This window comes from Streptomyces sp. NPDC001514, assembly GCF_053597075.1.
This window is the reverse complement of sequence record NZ_JBSFHO010000014.1, coordinates 13,762-28,622: the sequence shown is the minus strand read 5'-3', so window position 1 is coordinate 28,622 and position 14,861 is coordinate 13,762. Positions and strand designations below refer to the sequence as shown.

Annotated in this window: 16 protein-coding genes; 7 read left to right on the top strand and 9 right to left on the bottom strand. The window is 71.3% G+C overall.

The genetic code is table 11. The features are described from left to right. The first annotated feature begins 186 nt into the window (after positions 1-186). The 7 genes from ACWCXB_RS16790 to ACWCXB_RS16760 all read left to right on the top strand — a co-directional run bounded on the left by ACWCXB_RS16790 (position 187) and on the right by ACWCXB_RS16760 (position 8,074). Positions 187-1,176 carry an aldo/keto reductase gene (locus ACWCXB_RS16790; protein ID WP_450723460.1) on the top strand — a complete coding sequence of 330 codons (990 nt, stop codon included), beginning with the start codon at positions 187-189 and terminating at the stop codon, positions 1,174-1,176. Between the two features lie 184 nt (positions 1,177-1,360). Further along, on the top strand, positions 1,361-1,726 hold the full coding sequence (locus ACWCXB_RS16785; RefSeq protein WP_450723458.1) for a hypothetical protein: 366 nt from the start codon (positions 1,361-1,363) through the stop codon (positions 1,724-1,726). A 121-nt stretch (positions 1,727-1,847) separates the two neighbouring features. Beyond that, on the top strand, positions 1,848-2,468 hold the full coding sequence (locus tag ACWCXB_RS16780) for an L-threonylcarbamoyladenylate synthase (RefSeq protein ID WP_450723456.1): 621 nt from the start codon (positions 1,848-1,850) through the stop codon (positions 2,466-2,468). 380 nt (positions 2,469-2,848) lie between these two features. Further along, on the top strand, positions 2,849-4,219 hold the full coding sequence (locus tag ACWCXB_RS16775) for an NAD(P)/FAD-dependent oxidoreductase (RefSeq protein ID WP_450723719.1): 1,371 nt from the start codon (positions 2,849-2,851) through the stop codon (positions 4,217-4,219). Position 4,220: 1 nt separating this feature from the next. Beyond that, positions 4,221-6,065 carry a transketolase gene (locus ACWCXB_RS16770; protein ID WP_450723454.1) on the top strand — a complete coding sequence of 615 codons (1,845 nt, stop codon included), beginning with the start codon at positions 4,221-4,223 and terminating at the stop codon, positions 6,063-6,065. A gap of 51 nt (positions 6,066-6,116) precedes the next feature. Beyond that, positions 6,117-7,037: a non-homologous end-joining DNA ligase gene (gene ligD / locus ACWCXB_RS16765; protein WP_450723452.1), complete on the top strand. Its 921-nt coding sequence runs from the start codon at positions 6,117-6,119 to the stop codon at positions 7,035-7,037. A 101-nt stretch (positions 7,038-7,138) separates the two neighbouring features. Then, positions 7,139-8,074, top strand: coding sequence for a cation diffusion facilitator family transporter (locus ACWCXB_RS16760; protein WP_450723450.1), 936 nt, complete (start codon positions 7,139-7,141; stop codon positions 8,072-8,074). A gap of 244 nt (positions 8,075-8,318) precedes the next feature. Here ACWCXB_RS16760 and ACWCXB_RS16755 read toward each other — a convergent pair whose 3' ends face one another. The 9 genes from ACWCXB_RS16755 to mmsB all read right to left on the bottom strand — a co-directional run bounded on the left by ACWCXB_RS16755 (position 8,319) and on the right by mmsB (position 14,819). Next, positions 8,319-10,169, bottom strand: coding sequence for a complex I subunit 5 family protein (locus ACWCXB_RS16755; protein ID WP_450723448.1), 1,851 nt, complete (start codon positions 10,167-10,169; stop codon positions 8,319-8,321). 14 nt (positions 10,170-10,183) lie between these two features. Next, a complete protein-coding gene (locus tag ACWCXB_RS16750; protein WP_450723446.1) occupies positions 10,184-10,537 on the bottom strand; it encodes a sodium:proton antiporter in 354 nt (117 codons plus the stop codon). Beyond that, entirely contained in the window at positions 10,534-11,274 is a 741-nt protein-coding gene (locus ACWCXB_RS16745; RefSeq protein WP_450723444.1) for an MnhB domain-containing protein, read from the bottom strand. Before ACWCXB_RS16745 ends, ACWCXB_RS16750 begins: the two co-directional genes overlap by 4 nt. Next, positions 11,271-11,627 carry a Na(+)/H(+) antiporter subunit B gene (locus ACWCXB_RS16740; protein ID WP_450723442.1) on the bottom strand — a complete coding sequence of 119 codons (357 nt, stop codon included), beginning with the start codon at positions 11,625-11,627 and terminating at the stop codon, positions 11,271-11,273. Before ACWCXB_RS16740 ends, ACWCXB_RS16745 begins: the two co-directional genes overlap by 4 nt. Continuing rightward, positions 11,624-11,932, bottom strand: coding sequence for a cation:proton antiporter (locus ACWCXB_RS16735; RefSeq protein ID WP_450723440.1), 309 nt, complete (start codon positions 11,930-11,932; stop codon positions 11,624-11,626). The genes ACWCXB_RS16740 and ACWCXB_RS16735 overlap by 4 nt, the downstream gene beginning before the upstream one ends. A 1-nt stretch (position 11,933) precedes the next feature. After that, the gene (locus ACWCXB_RS16730) at positions 11,934-12,197 is read right to left on the bottom strand and encodes a monovalent cation/H+ antiporter complex subunit F (RefSeq protein WP_450723438.1); all 264 of its coding nucleotides are present in this window, start codon (positions 12,195-12,197) and stop codon (positions 11,934-11,936) included. Then, the gene (locus ACWCXB_RS16725; RefSeq protein WP_450723436.1) at positions 12,194-12,688 is read right to left on the bottom strand and encodes a hypothetical protein; all 495 of its coding nucleotides are present in this window, start codon (positions 12,686-12,688) and stop codon (positions 12,194-12,196) included. Before ACWCXB_RS16725 ends, ACWCXB_RS16730 begins: the two co-directional genes overlap by 4 nt. A gap of 175 nt (positions 12,689-12,863) precedes the next feature. Further along, positions 12,864-13,232 carry a low affinity iron permease family protein gene (locus tag ACWCXB_RS16720; protein ID WP_450723434.1) on the bottom strand — a complete coding sequence of 123 codons (369 nt, stop codon included), beginning with the start codon at positions 13,230-13,232 and terminating at the stop codon, positions 12,864-12,866. 351 nt (positions 13,233-13,583) lie between these two features. Continuing rightward, the gene (mmsB, locus tag ACWCXB_RS16715; protein ID WP_450723432.1) at positions 13,584-14,819 is read right to left on the bottom strand and encodes a multiple monosaccharide ABC transporter permease; all 1,236 of its coding nucleotides are present in this window, start codon (positions 14,817-14,819) and stop codon (positions 13,584-13,586) included. Between the last annotated feature and the right edge of the window lie 42 nt (positions 14,820-14,861).

The window sequence follows — 14,861 nt, the reverse complement described above, 5'->3', positions numbered from 1 at the left end:
GGCACCGTGCGGTCTGCCTCGTGGTGAGCGGTGCGGGAAGGGTGGACGGTGCTCATGACCCACCTCGCCATGCGGGAGGCCTCGGCCCGGACGAGGGACCCGAGATCACGTGGGGTGATCATGTCACCGACGATGAGTACAACACCCGGCCCGCTTCGGGCCGACTCCGACGAAAGGACGTACGACATGCGCAGCACGACCCTGGGCAGCAAGGGACCCGAGGTCGGCGTGATCGGCCTGGGGTGCATGGGCATGACCTTCGCCTACGACATGAAGGCCCCGCGGGACGACGACACGTCGGTCTCGGTGATCCGCCAGGCGCTCGACCTGGGCGCGACGCTGATCGACACCGCGGATGTGTACGGGCCCTACACCAACGAGGCGTTGGTCGGCCGGGCGCTGGCGGGCGGATACCGCGAGCGCGCGGTGCTGGCCACCAAGGTCGGCCTGGTCCACACCGACCCCGGCCCGGCCGACGGCCACGGCTCCACCCCCGTCCGAGGCATCGAGATGAACGGCCGTCCCGAGCACGTACGGAAGTCGATCGACGAGAGCCTGCGCCGCCTCGGCACCGACCACGTGGACCTCTACCAGCTGCACCGGGTGGACCCGCAGGTGCCGATCGAGGAGACCTGGGGAGCGCTGGCCGAGACCGTGGCGGCGGGCAAGGCGCGGTACATCGGCCTGTCCGAGGCGACGGTGGACCACATCAAGCGGGCGCAGTCGGTGCATCCGGTGACGTCGGTGCAGTCCGAGCTGTCGCTGTGGACCCGTGATGTGCTGGACGAGGTGCTTCCGTACTGCGAGGACCAGGGCATCGCCTTCCTGCCGTTCTCGCCGCTGGGGCGGGGCTTCCTCGCCGGACGGTTCGCGTCCTTCGACGATCTGCCCGAGGACGATTTCCGGCGTCAGCTGCCGCGCTTCCAGCAGGACGCGCTGCGCGCCAACCTGGCCATCGTCGGCCGGGTGCGGGAGATCGCCGAGCGAGTGGGAGTCACCGCGGCGCAGGTGGCGCTGGCGTGGGTGCTGGCCCAGGGGCAGTACGTGGTGCCCATCCCCGGGACCAAGACCCCGAAGTACCTGGCGGACAACGCCGGCGCCGGGGATGTGGAGCTGAGCGCGGCGGACCTGGCCGAGCTCGACGCCCTGCCCGCGCCGGAAGGAGGCCGCTACTGACCGGCTGACGCAGCGTGCACCATCCGACCTCGTCATAGCGTCGTACGCGTCGGTCGCTCCCGCATCCGCGGGAGCGACCGGTGGCCCTTCGCGCAGATGCTGCCCACAGCGCGGGCGATGTGAAGCCGTGCAGCCCTCCTGCTGGGTAGGGGAGGCCAACGTCGAGGCCTCCACCTGCGCTGTCATGTCGAGGAGGACCATCGCGTCACGCCTCCTCGTGGAAACCACCGCTGCCCAGGCGGCGCTCGCCCCGCTGCCGGAGGCGGCCGCCGGCCTTGGCACCGACCCCGAGGTCGTCGACCGGCTGCGCCACGAGTACGAGAAGCGCCTGCTGGTCCTGCGCGCGGGCGCCGCCGGCACCGACGACGACCCGGCGCTGCGCCACGACGCGCACTGCACCGCGCTGCGTCTCGCCCTGCTCGCCTGCAAACGCGCCACCGTCGTCGGACTCCGCGACGAACGCCGCATCGACGACACCGTGCTGCGCCAGGTACAGGCCCAACTCGACATCGAGGAGGTGCGCCTGTCCCGGCGCGAGGCGGTCGACTGACCTGGCAGGCCCCGGTACGCCCTGGCACGCGACCCTGGTTCAGGGGCTCGGGATGCACCCGACCGGGCGGCGCCGTCGCGGTCACCCGAGCGCGAGTGTCCTGATCACCTAGACTCGGCGGATGGCGAAGTATTTCGACGTGCACCCCGAGAATCCTCAGCGGCGCATCATCACCGGCGTGGCCGACAGCATCCGATCCGGCGCGCTCGTCGTGTACCCGACGGACTCCTGTTTCGCACTGGGATGCCAGCTGGGCAGCCGTGACGGCATCGACCGGATCCGGTCGATCCGGAACCTCGACGATCGTCACCACTTCACCCTTGTGTGCCAGAACTTCGCGCAACTGGGACAGTTCGTGTACGTCGACAACGACGTGTTCCGCGCGATCAAGGCAGCGACGCCGGGCAGTTACACCTTCATCCTTCCCGCGACGAAGGAAGTGCCCCGCCAGCTGCTGCACCCGAAGAAGAAGACGGTCGGCGTCAGGATTCCCGACCATGTCGTCGCCCAGGCCCTGGTCGCCGAGCTCGGTGAGCCGCTGCTCTCCAGCACCCTCCTCCTGCCCGGCGACGACGAGCCGATGACCCAGGGCTGGGAGATCAAGGATCGGCTGGAACACACGGTGGACGTCGTGGTCGACTCGGGCGACTGCGGCACCGAGCCGACCACGGTCATCGACTTCTCCGGCCCGGAACCGGAGATCGTACGTCGCGGGGCAGGCGACACCGCGCGGTTCGAGTAGGCGCATCCTCGCCGTCGCCGTCGCCGTCGCCGTCGCCGTCGCCGTCGCCGTCGCCGTCGCCGTCGCCGTCGCTGTCGCCGTCGCCGCCGTCGCGCTTTGCACGGTGTGACTGTGGCGGGTTGTTCCGGATTCAAAGGTGTCCGGATGAACCCGTGTCTCCTGTGGCCGCGACAGTTCGACGGAGGGAGGCTGGGTTCACGAAGCTGTTCAGGAAGCTGTTCAAGCCGTCCACGAAGGCGTTGACGGACTACGACGGCGTTTACGACAGCGTTGTGCGGGCACGCGGAACACTCGTCCCGTTTCTTCGCATGCCCTGCCCACACGGGAGGCGATTCGTCGTGCAGGCCGAAGACATGGCAGGAGAGCCGCGCCCGGACCCCATGCCCCGGGTCGTCATCGTAGGAGCCGGTTTCGCCGGCCACCGGACCGCGCGGACCCTCTCCCGGATCCTTGCCCGGGAACGGGTGGAGATCGTTCTGCTCAACCCCACCGACTACTTTCTGTATCTGCCCCTGCTGCCTCAGGTGTCCGCCGGGCTCCTGGAGCCACGGAGGGTGACCGTGTCGTTGGTGCACACTCTCCCTCGGGTGCGGCTCGTCCTCGGCGAGGCGACGCATGTCGATCTGCCGGGACGCCGTGTGCATTACACGGACGTGGACGGCGGCCGCGGGGAGTTGACGTACGACCGGCTCGTGCTCGCGGTCGGAAGCGTGAACAAGCTCCTGCCCGTGCCCGGAGTGAGCGAGTACGCGCACGGCTTCCGCGGGCTGCCCGAAGCGCTGTACCTGCGCGATCACATCACCCGGCAGACCGAACTGGCGGCGTTCTCGGACGACGCCGGAGAGTGCGCGGCCAGGTGCACGTTCGTGGTGGTGGGCGCGGGATACACGGGGACGGAGGTCGCCGCCCAGGGCAAGCTGTTCACGGACGCGCTCCACGCCCAGATGGCCCGGCCGGGAACGCCTCACGGCACGGCCTGGCGCTCACCGGGCACGCGCCCGCGCTGGCTCCTTCTCGACATCGCCCCTCGCGTGCTGCCCGAACTCGACCGGCGGCTGTCCCGGACGGCGGACCGGGTACTGCGCAGCCGGGGCGTGGAGATACGCACGGGCACGTCCGTCAAGGAAGCCACTCCGGCCGGTGTGCGGCTGGACGACGGCGAGTTCGTCGCGACCAGGACGCTGGTCTGGTGCGTCGGCGTACGGCCCGATCCGCTCGTCGCCGAGATCGGCCTGCCCGTCGAACGCGGCAGGCTGCGTGTCACGCCACAGCTCAACGTGCCGGGCCACCCCGAGGTGTTCGCCTGCGGCGACGCCGCCGCCGTGCCCGACCTGACCCGGCCGCGCTCCGGGAACGGAGACGGCGGCTTCGAACTGACCCCCATGACCGCGCAGCACGCCACCCGGCAGGGCGATGTCGCCGCCCGCAACGTCGCCGCGTCCCTCGGACACGGCGACGCCCGGCCCTACCGGCACCACGATCTCGGCTTCGCCGTCGACCTCGGCGGCGTGCAGGCGGCGGCGAACCCGATGGGCGTCCCGCTGTCCGGGCCGCTCGCCGGCGCGGTCACCCGCGGCTACCACCTCGCGGCGATGCCGGGCAACCGCGTGCGGGTGGCGGCCGACTGGCTGCTCGACGCGGCGCTGCCGCGCCAGGCCGTGCAGCTCGGTCTGGTCCGCTCCTGGTCCGTGCCGCTGGACACGGCCTCGCCCGAACTCGCCCGGATCCCGGGCCCGGCGCCCAAGGAGTGACATGCGATACGAAGAACTGGCCGAACTGGGACAGCAGTTGCGGGTCGACTCGGTCCGTGCCGCCGACGCGGCGGGCTCGGGGCACCCGACGTCGTCGATGTCGGCCGCCGACCTCGCGGCCGTGCTGCTCGCCCACCACCTGCACTACGACTTCGACGATCCCGACAATCCCGCGAACGACCACCTGATCTTCTCCAAGGGACACGCCTCGCCGCTGCTGTACGCGCTGTACAAGGCGGCGGGCGCCATCGACGACGAGGAGCTGCTGACGTTCCGGCGGCTCGGCAGCCGTCTCGAAGGGCATCCCACGCCCACGCTGCCCTGGGTGGACGTCGCCACCGGCTCGCTCGGTCAGGGACTGCCGATCGGCGTCGGCATGGCGCTCGCCGGCAAGCGCCTCGATCGCCTCCCGTACCGGGTGTGGGTGCTGTCCGGCGACAGCGAGATGGCCGAGGGATCGGTCTGGGAGGCCGTCGAGCACGCCGCGTTCGAGCAACTCGACCATCTGACGCTGGTCATCGACGTCAACAGGCTCGGGCAGCGCGGACCCACCCGGCACGGCCACGATCTCGACGCGTACGCACGGCGTCTGCGCGCCTTCGGCTGGCACACGCTCGAGGTCGACGGCCACGACGTCGAGGCCGTGGACAAGGCCTTCACCGAGGCGGGCCAGGTACAGGACCGGCCGACCGCGGTCATCGCGGCCACCTTCAAGGGCCGGGGAGTGGCCGCCGTGGAGGACCAGGAGGGCAAGCACGGCAAGCCGCTGCCGGACGCGGACGCCGCGATCGAGGAGCTCGGCGGCCCCCGGTTCGTCCGGACCGAGGTGCAGTCACCGCCGACCGTGCGGGCACAGCGTGCCGAGGGCACGGGCCGGCTCGAGCTGCCGCGTTACGACACCGGCACGGAGGAGGCCACCCGCAACGCCTACGGGCACGCCCTCGCGGCGCTCGGCTCGGCACGCGGGGATGTGGTCGCACTCGACGGCGAGGTCAGCGACTCCACCCGGACGGAGTACTTCAAGAAGGAGCATCCGGACAGGTTCTTCGAGTGCTACATCGCCGAGCAGCAGCTCGTCGCGGCGGCGGTCGGCCTGCAGGCGCGCGGCTGGGTGCCGTTCGCGTCGAGCTTCGCCGCGTTCCTCACCCGGGCCCACGACTTCATCCGCATGGCGTCGGTGAGCCGGGCCGGGATCAATCTCGTGGGCTCGCACGCGGGTGTGGCGATCGGCCAGGACGGCCCCTCCCAGATGGGCCTGGAGGATCTGGCCATGTTCCGAGCCGTCCACGGGTCGACGGTCCTGTATCCGTGTGACGCCAACCAGACGGCACGGCTGGTCGCGGCCATGGCGGATCTGGACGGTGTCCGGTATCTGCGGACCACCCGCGGCGAGACGCCCGTCATCTACGGTCCCGACGAGGAGTTCCCGGTCGGTGGCAGCAAGGTGCTCCTCCGCAGCGACCACGACCGGGCGACGGTCGTCGCCGCCGGCGCCACGGTCCACGAGGCGCTGCGCGCCGCGGACGCGCTCGCCACGGACGGGATCCCGGTGCGGGTCATCGACCTCTACTCGGTGAAGCCGGTGGACGTGGACACCCTCAATGACGCGGCCGGGGCGACGGGATGCGTCCTCACGGTGGAGGACCACCATCCGGAGGGCGGCATCGGCGACGCCGTGGCGGACGCGTTCTCGGACGGCCGCCCGGTGCCGCGGCTCGCCCGGCTGGCCGTGCGCAACATGCCGGCGTCGGCGGGGCCGGAGGAGCAGTTGCATGCCTCCGGCATCGACGCGGAGGCGATCGCGGCGGCGGTGAAACTGCTCGTGGAACGGATCGTTGTGCACTGATGCACCCGCCCGGTGGTGTCTGGCGGCCGCCGGTGCGGGTAGTCGCGAGCCATGAGCACCACAAGCGTGCGGGCCGGTCGCCGCACGGTGGAGGTCCACCGGCCAGAGAAGGTCCTGTTCCCCGCCGACGGCGTCACCAAAGCCGACCTCGTCGACTACTACCGTGCGATCGCACCGCACATGCTGCCCCATCTACGCGGCCGGCCGCTGATGCTGGAGCGGCTCCCCGACGGCCTCGACGGGCCCCGGTTCATGCAGAAGGACACGCCGGACAGCTACCCCGACTGGGTGCACCGCGCCGAAGTGGCGAAGGAGGGCGGCACGGTCACGCACACGGTGTGCGACGACACGGCGACTCTGGTCCACCTCGCCGACCAGGCGTGCATCACCCTGCACCGGTGGCTGTCGAAGGCCGACCGGCCGGACCGGCCGGACCGGATGGTCTTCGACCTGGATCCTTCCGAGGACGACTTCGAGCGGGTACGGGAGGCCGCCCGGCACCTCGGTGAACTGCTCGGCGAACTCGAGCTGCCGTCCGTGCTGCTGACGACCGGCTCCAGGGGCCTGCACGTCATCGTGCCGCTCAGCGGACGCAGTTCGTACGACGAGGTCCGGGACTTCGCGAAGGACACGGCCGAAGTGCTGGCCGCCGAGCATCCCGACCGGCTCACCACGGAGGTACGGAAGGCGGCGCGCGGCGACCGCCTCTACCTGGACGTGCAGCGCAACGCGTACGCGCAGACGGCGGTGGCGCCGTACTCCGTGCGGGCGCGCGACGGCGCGCCGGTCGCCACGCCGATGGCCTGGGAGCAGCTGGACGATCCGAAGGTCACGGCACGCCGGTGGAGCATCGCCGACGCGGCCGAACAGGCCGAGGCGGATCCATGGCAGGGCGTGCTGCGGAGGGGCAGGGCGCTGGGACCTGCCAGGCGACGGCTCGAGGCGGTGCGGCGAGGCCGCCGCGACCGATGAGCCCCGAGCACCCGCATACGAGCGGACGCGCGTGGGAACCACCGGCGGTGCGGGCGTGACCTCGCATCCTTGGCCCTGTCGTGCGCATACGGTGATTCGTCGTGAATCATGACGCGAGCGAGCACCGGGCGCGGGCCGACAGGAAGACCCGGCTGACCGTTCTCGTCGCGCTGGCCGCGAATCTCGTCATCGCCGTCGCCAAGACCGTGGGCGGCCTCCTGGCGGCGTCCCCCGCGCTGCTGTCGGAGGCGGCGCACTCCGTCGCCGACAGCCTCAACGAGATCTTCCTGCTCGCCGCTCTGCGCCGCAGCCGCCGCCCAGCCGACCGCCGCCATCCCTTCGGCTACGGCAAGGAGCGGTGGTTCTGGTCGCTCCTGGCCGCCGTAGGCATCTTCGTCATGGGCGGCTGTTTCTCGTTCTTCCAGGCGATCGAGGCATTGCGCGAGGGCGACCGGCCCGTTTCCCGGGAGCACTACGCCGCCGGGCTCGCGGTGCTGGGGGTCGCGCTGCTCGCCGAGGGATCGTCCCTGGTGCGCGCGCTCCACCAGTACCGCAAGCAGGGCGGCACGGCAGGCGACCCCGCGCATCGCACGGTGATCGCCGAGAACGGCACGGCCGTGGTCGGGGTGCTGCTCGCGATGGCGGGCATGGGGCTGCATCTGGCCACGGGGAGGGCCGTGTGGGAGGCCGCCGCCTCGCTGGCGATCGGTCTGCTCCTGGTGTACATCGCCTACCGGCTGGGCCGCGAGTCACGCGATCTGCTCGTCGGCGTCGCCGTGGACCCCGGGATGCACGAGGCCATCCGCGCGATGCTGGAGGACCAGGAGGAGATCGACAACGTGGCGTCCCTGCTGACGATGCGTCTGGGGCTCGACTCGGCGCTCGTCGCGGCCAGGATCGATCTGGTGCCGGGGCTGGACAGCGAGGAGATCGAAGAGGTCTCCGAGCGGATCAAACAGGCCGTCGAGGACCGCTGGCCCGAGGCCGACCAGGTCTTCCTCGACATCACGGAGGCGCCGCCGCGCCCCGGGCGCTAGGTTCTGTCCGGTCGATCAGGCCGGATCAGTGAGCGGGGTCCGGTGCCGTACATCGCAAGGCGGAGGTGGGGGTCCCCCGCCGAAGGCAGGGGGAGAAATCGACGCGGTGGGGGCACCTCCCGTGCCCGAAGGGCTACGGGGGAGTCGGTGACCGACGACAACGCAAGCGAGGTGCGGTGCCAGGGCACGCGAGCCCGGCAAGATCGGCCGGAGAGGACCTAGGTGTGGCCCCCCGGGATTGCCGTCACACACGCGCCGCGACCAGAATCATGAGCAGCGCGACGCCGGCCGCGAGCCAGCTCGTGTAGTCGCCGATGTGCCCCGAGTGCTGCCTGCGCAACGGCACGATCACCGTACGGGCGGTGCGGTCGAGCACGGCCCGTGCGCGCAGGGCCGCACTCCACTGCAGCGCCGGGCCCCACAGCGCGGCGGCCGCGGCCGCGACCGCCAGTGCCGTGGAGAAGAGCCCCAGGGCGACGCCTTCCACGGTCCAGGCCACATGGGGCGCCAACGCGGCCGGCGGTGGAGGCAGTACGGCGACGGCGGCTGCGTAGTCCGCGCGACCCGTGAAGTCCGCCGCCGCCCGCGCGAGCGCCTCACCCAGTGCCGGAACCAGGCCCACGGCGAGGCAGCCGGCCAGCAGCAGCGCCGGAACCAGCACCATCGCGGCCGGGATCCGCCGCTTCGGGTCCCGTACCTCAGGTTCCTCGCCGCTGCCCGTGGTCTCGGGGCCGTGGTGCTGCTCGGGCCGGGTCCCCGCGCCGAGGAAGACCCGGGCCGCCGCCCGCAGCACCGCGCCCCCGGTGACGGCCGACACGAGCACGAACAGCGCGGGCAGCCATCCTGCCCACTCGGCCGCCGCGTGTTCCTCGACGGCCTTGCCGAGCCCCGTACCGAACGGCGGCAGCCCGGCCAGGGCGAGACCGCCCACCGCGAACAGCGCCCCGCACAGCGGCAGATCACGGGCGCGCCCCCGCAACCCGTGCTCGTCCACCGAGCCGTGCCGGTCGAGCAGCAGCCCGGTCAGCCCGAAGAGCGCCGCTTTCGCGCCCGCGTGCCCGGCGACGTACACAGCCGTTCCCGCGGCCGCCTCGGGCGTCAGCAGGGCGACACCGATCAGGAACAGTCCGACATGCCCCACCGTCGAGAAGGCGAGCATCCGCTTGAGATGGCGCTGCTGCCAGCACATCAGCGACCCGACGAGCGCGGTGGCGACGCCGAACGCGACGAACGTGTCGCGGAAGACGTGGTGCGGGACGCCGCCCGGGCCGGAGAAGACCGTCCAGTAGAGGCGGCCCACACCGTACACACCGAGCTCGACCATGACGCCGGACAGCAGCATGCACACGGGGGTCGGCGCCACGGCATGGGCGTCCGGCAGCCAGAAGTGGAACGGAGCCACCGCGGCCTTGACCAGCGGTCCGGTCAGCACGAGGACGAACGCGACGACGAGGAGCGGATCGCCGCGGTGCCCGGCGAGTTCGCGTCCCATGAAGAGGAAGCCGAGCTCTCCGGTGCGTGCGTAGAGCAGCCCGATGCCGAGCAGCGTGGCGTACGCGGCGGCGGAGTTGACGATGGCGAAGGTGAGGGCGCCCTGCAGCGGCCGGGGGTCCTCGATGCGGTAGCCGGTGAGCGCGTACGCGACGACGCCCATCAGTTCGAAGAAGACGAAGGCGTTGAAGAGGTCCCCGGTGAGCGCGAATCCGCACATGCCCGCTTCGAAGAGGAGGATCAGCGCAGGGAACGTCCCCGCGTGTCCGGCGGTCGGCTCGTCGAAGTACCGCCAGGAATACGCGACGGCGGCGAGGACGAGCACGGAGGCGAGGAGGGCCAGGCCTGTGCCGGTCCGGTCGGCGACGAGCACGATGCCGACGCTCTCACCGCCTTCGGGGGTCCAGCCGCCGACCCACGAGGCCACCGTCGTGTCGCTCGTGCGCTGCCACAGCCCGGCGAGGCAGGCGACCACAGCGGCGGCGGACGCGGCGGCCAGCGCGTCCGTGGCGACGCGCGGCAGCCACCGGCCGGCCACGACCAGCAAGACGGCGCCCAGCAGCGGGATCGCGACGGCGAGCGGCAGCAGATTCTCGGTACGCACGGGACGGCTCCCGATCAGCCCTTGAGACCGGTGAGCGCGTCCGGATCGACCGTGCCGTGCCGTTTGCGGATCTGGATGGCGAGGGCGAGGAGCAGCGCGGTGACGGTCGCGCCGACGACGACATCGGTGAGCGCCAGGGCCTGGGCGACCGGATCGACGACAGGGGTGCGGGTACTCGTGTCGGAGAAGTACGGGGCGGTGGCCCCCTTCCGGTAGCCGACCGCGAGCAGCAGTACGTAGGTCGAGGACTGGGCGACCGCGAGGCAGCCGATGGCATGGACCGCGTCCCGACTGGTGACAAGGCCGTACAGCCCGACGAGGAAGATCCATCCGGCGGCCGCGTACGGCAGCACCTCGAGCACACTCATCCGCCGTCTCCCGGTGTCTCGATCTCCACGGCCTGGTCGATGAAACCGGCCAGCAGCACGACGAGCCCCGAGCCCACCTCGACGCCGACAGCCGCGTTCACGAGCGGCACCAGACCGCCGGAGGCGAGCGATCCGAAGGCGCCGTGCGGAAGGACGTTCTCGAGGTACGCGGCCGCGGCGAACAGTCCGGCGAGGCCGAGCGCGGCGAAGGCGCCCGCGGCGATCGCGTCGGCGACGTCGAGGACGGCCAGCGGCCGTACCCGCTTGAGCACGCGGTAGTCGGCGGCCACGTAGGCGACATGAAGCCCCGTCGCGAGGACGACACCGCCCTGGAAGCCACCGCCGGGCGACAACTGGCCGTGGGCCACGATGTAGCCGCCGGTCAGCAGAGCGACCGGCAGCATGACCGTGCCCACCAGCCGGACCGACGGCTGCACATCGGCAGGCCGCGGCCGCGCGGACCGCTCGTCACGGGCGGGGCGCAGCAGGACGGTCGCGCCGACCACGGCGGCGAAGAGGATGAACTCCTCGCCAAGGGTGTCGAAGGCCCGCTGGTCGAAGACGAGGGAGGCCACGGCATTGGCCGTCTGCTGCCGGAGGGAAGCGGCCACCGCGCGCTCGCCGTAGGGGTGTTCGGCGCCCCCGAAATCCGGAAGGTCCAGGCAGGCGAGCGCCCAGGCGGCCGCGAAGAGCGCGGCCGCGGCGCAGAACAGCCGGATGCGCAGAGTGCGGCTCACCTCCTACGGACCTCGCCTCTCCTACCGTCCTCGCCACTCTTGCTGTCCTTTCCTGGACCGCCGCCGGGTGATCGCCGGATCGTGCGCACCGTCAGCAGGAAGAGCAGCGGAGTGACCACGGTGCCCACGGCGAGCTGCGACAGGGCCACGTCCGGCGCCTGCAACAGTGCGAACAGCAGTGCCAGATGAAGGCCCAGCACCCCCAGCATGACGGCCTGCCGTGCCGGGTCCCGGGTCAGAACGGTGACTGTGGCGGTCAGCGCGACGAGGACCACGGCGAAGGCGATCAGCCAGTCGGCCAGGACCTGTTCCGTTCCGCTCACCGGCATGCCGGTCACCGCCGTTCCGCTCACCGGGGGGTGCCCTCGCGTGCGCGCCCCTCCTGAGCGGCGGTGGCCCGGCCGATCGCCATCGTCGTCATCGTGCCGCCCACGGCGATCAGCGCGCCGATGAGGAGCGCCTTCACCGCGCCGCGCCCCGGACCCAGATCCACCGCCGCGGCGAGTGCGATCAGCGGACCGCCGAGCACGGATGCGGGTGCGAGCGCGTGCAACCGGGCGTACGGGCCCGGCAGGACGACCAGAGACACGGCCGACAGCAGCAGCATCGCGACGCCGACGGCCAGCAGCACGAGTACGGCGATGTCTGCACCCTCCATGTCAGCTCTTCCCGGCCGCGCCGAGAAAGCGGGCGAAGACCAAAGTGCCGACAGGACCGAGCACCGCGAGGACGAGAGCCATGTCCGTGTATCCGGTGCGCCCGAACCCCTGCGCGATCAGCACCAGCAGGACGATGACGGTGGTGGTGGCCAGGGACAGCCCTGCGAGCCGCTCGTGCGGGGCGCCCCGGCCACTCACCCACAGACAGGGCGCGAGGCCCAGCGGCAGCAGCACGACAGCGGCGGCCAGCCACGCGGTGGTCATGCGCGCCCGCCGGTGGTCAGGGCACGTTCCAGGGCGGACGGCGGCCCCGGCAGCGTGTGGACGAGGAGGGCGGGGCCCGCTTCTCCATCGGCGGCGGTGACGTCGACGACGTAACCACCGGGCGTCGCGGAGAGCAATGCGGCTCCCCATGCGGGACCTGTGCCCGGAGCGAGCCGGACGGTGTGGAACCTGCCGTGCACGCGGCGCGTGCCGCTCAGGCCGTGCACGGTGGCGAGGACGAGCCGTCCGGTGTCGGCCAGCACCGATCCCGGCCACTTCAGCAGGGCGCCCAGGGCGTGGGCGCGGCCGCCGAGCCGGGATCCGGAGGCCGTCCGGACACTCCGGGCACCCACGGCGGCGAGCGCGGCGACGCCCGCCCCGACGGCGAGCTCCAGTGACGACACCGCGCTGATGAAGATCACGTACAGCAGCAGGCACAACGCCCACCAGATCAGGAACTCCCCGGCAGCCACCGTCCACGAGCGCCGCATCGCACCTCCCCGGAACGCATCAGCAACGTCTACCGCGACGGACGCCCGGGCACGGCGAGCTCGCCTCGTGGCACGCCCGCGGACGCGGGACCATCACCGGTCTGGCCCAGTCGGGGCGGGAACGGACCGGCAGCCGCGCTGACGGTCCCGGCCCGCCCGAGAAGACCGGTGGCGGTCAGGTCTCCTCCTCCATCCGGATCGCGGCCTTCAGATCCTCATGCGCCTTTCCGGGCTCGCCCTCCTGCACTTCGAGCATCGCGGCGGCGATGGCGTCCAGCTTGCGCTGGACCGCGCGCTCGGCCCGCAGCTCCGAGTTCTTCAGAAGGGCGAGGAGCAGCAGCGTCACCGCGGTCATGCAGTCCCCGGCGAACAGCTGCCACTTCAGTTCGAGCCCGGTGAAGTGTGTCGCGACCACCACGGTGACCAGCGCCAGACAGAACACGAAGAACGCGGGTGAGCTGGTGAGATGCGAAGCGAACTCGGCCAGCCGCTCGAACTTCCCGCGTTTGTCGCCGCCGCGGTCGGCGGGATGCTGAATCGTCATGAGACCTGGGTACCTCCCCGACCGTCCGGAACCGCCATGACAAGCCGCGTATCCGGGACGAGGCCCCGATACGCCGACTCGTCGTCGACTCCGTGGAGCACGGCGGACGGGCGGATGCCCACCGTCAGAGGCAGAGGCTTGAATGAGGCACGACCGACTCATGAGGCACGACCGACTCATGAGGCACGACCGACTCGGCCACGAGACGCCAGGCAGTTCCTGGCGGTCTGATCCGGGCGCCGTCGGGCGTTCCCGGCACGGCGTCTGCACCGCTGCGAACGGTGTGGAGCGACACGGCGAAGGGCCTCCTCCACGGAGGGGGCCCGACCGGGTCGCTCACCGCGACAGACGTCACGAACCGACCTTGCGCTTGTTCCAGACGTCGAACCCGACCGCAGCAAGCAGCACAAGCCCCTTGATCACCTGCTGGTAGTCGGTGCCGATACCCACCAGCGACATGCCGTTGTTGAGCACGCCCAGCACCAGCCCGCCGATGATCGCGCCCAGTACGGTGCCGACCCCGCCGCTCATCGAGGCGCCGCCGATGAACGCCGCGGCGATGGCCTCGAGTTCGAAGTTCACGCCCGCCTGCGGGACGCCGGCGTTGAGCCGGGCCGCGTACACGACCCCGGCCAGGGCGGCGAGCATGCCCATGTTCGTGAAGACCAGGAAGGTGACCCGCTTGTCCTTGACGCCGGAGAGCTTGGCCGCGGCCTGGTTGCCGCCGAGTGCGTACACATGGCGGCCCACGACCGCGTTGCGCATCACGAAACCGAAGCCGATGAGGAGCGCGGCGAGCAGCAGCAGGACGACCGGCACACCCCGGTAGCTGGCCAGGGTGAGCGTGAAGGCGAGGACTGCGGCGGCCATCGCCACACACTTGGTGAGGAACATCGAGCGCGGCAGGACGTCGAGTTCGTAGCTCTGCTGCCGGCGCCGGTCGCGCACCTCCTGCGTCAGCGCGAAGGCGATCAGCACCAGGCCGAGCAACAGTGTCAGATTGTGGTAGTTGGTCGCCGGGCCGAGCTCAGGAAGATAGCCCGTCGAGATCTTCTGGAAGCCCTCGGGGAACGGGCCGAGGGAACGCGACCCGAGCAGGATCTGCGTACCGCCCCTGAAGAGCAGCATTCCCGCCAGCGTCACGATGAACGACGGGATGCCGACGTACGCGATCCAGAAGCCCTGCCAGGCCCCGGCTGCCGCCCCGATCACGAGCGCGATCACCAGGGCGAGCACCCAGGGGACGTCGTGCTCGACCATCATCACCGCACACGCGGCGGAGACGAACGCGGCCAGCGAGCCGACCGACAGATCGATGTGGCCCGAGATGATGACGATCATCATGCCGATGGCGAGGACCAGGATGTAGCTGTTCTGGAGAACCAGATTGGTGACGTTGTTCGGCTGGAGGAGCACCCCGTCGGTCCAGATCGCGAAGAGCGCGACGATCAGCGCGAGCGCGATGAGCATCCCGTACTGGCGCATGTTGCGGCGCATCGCGTCCAGCAGCAGGGTGGCGACGGCGGTCCTCGCCGGCGCATCGGCGGGGGGCGCGCTGCGCGGGGTCTCGGTTGTGGCCGGGTTCATGTGACTAACCTCGTTGCCTTGCGTGGGTCGGTATGTTGGTGC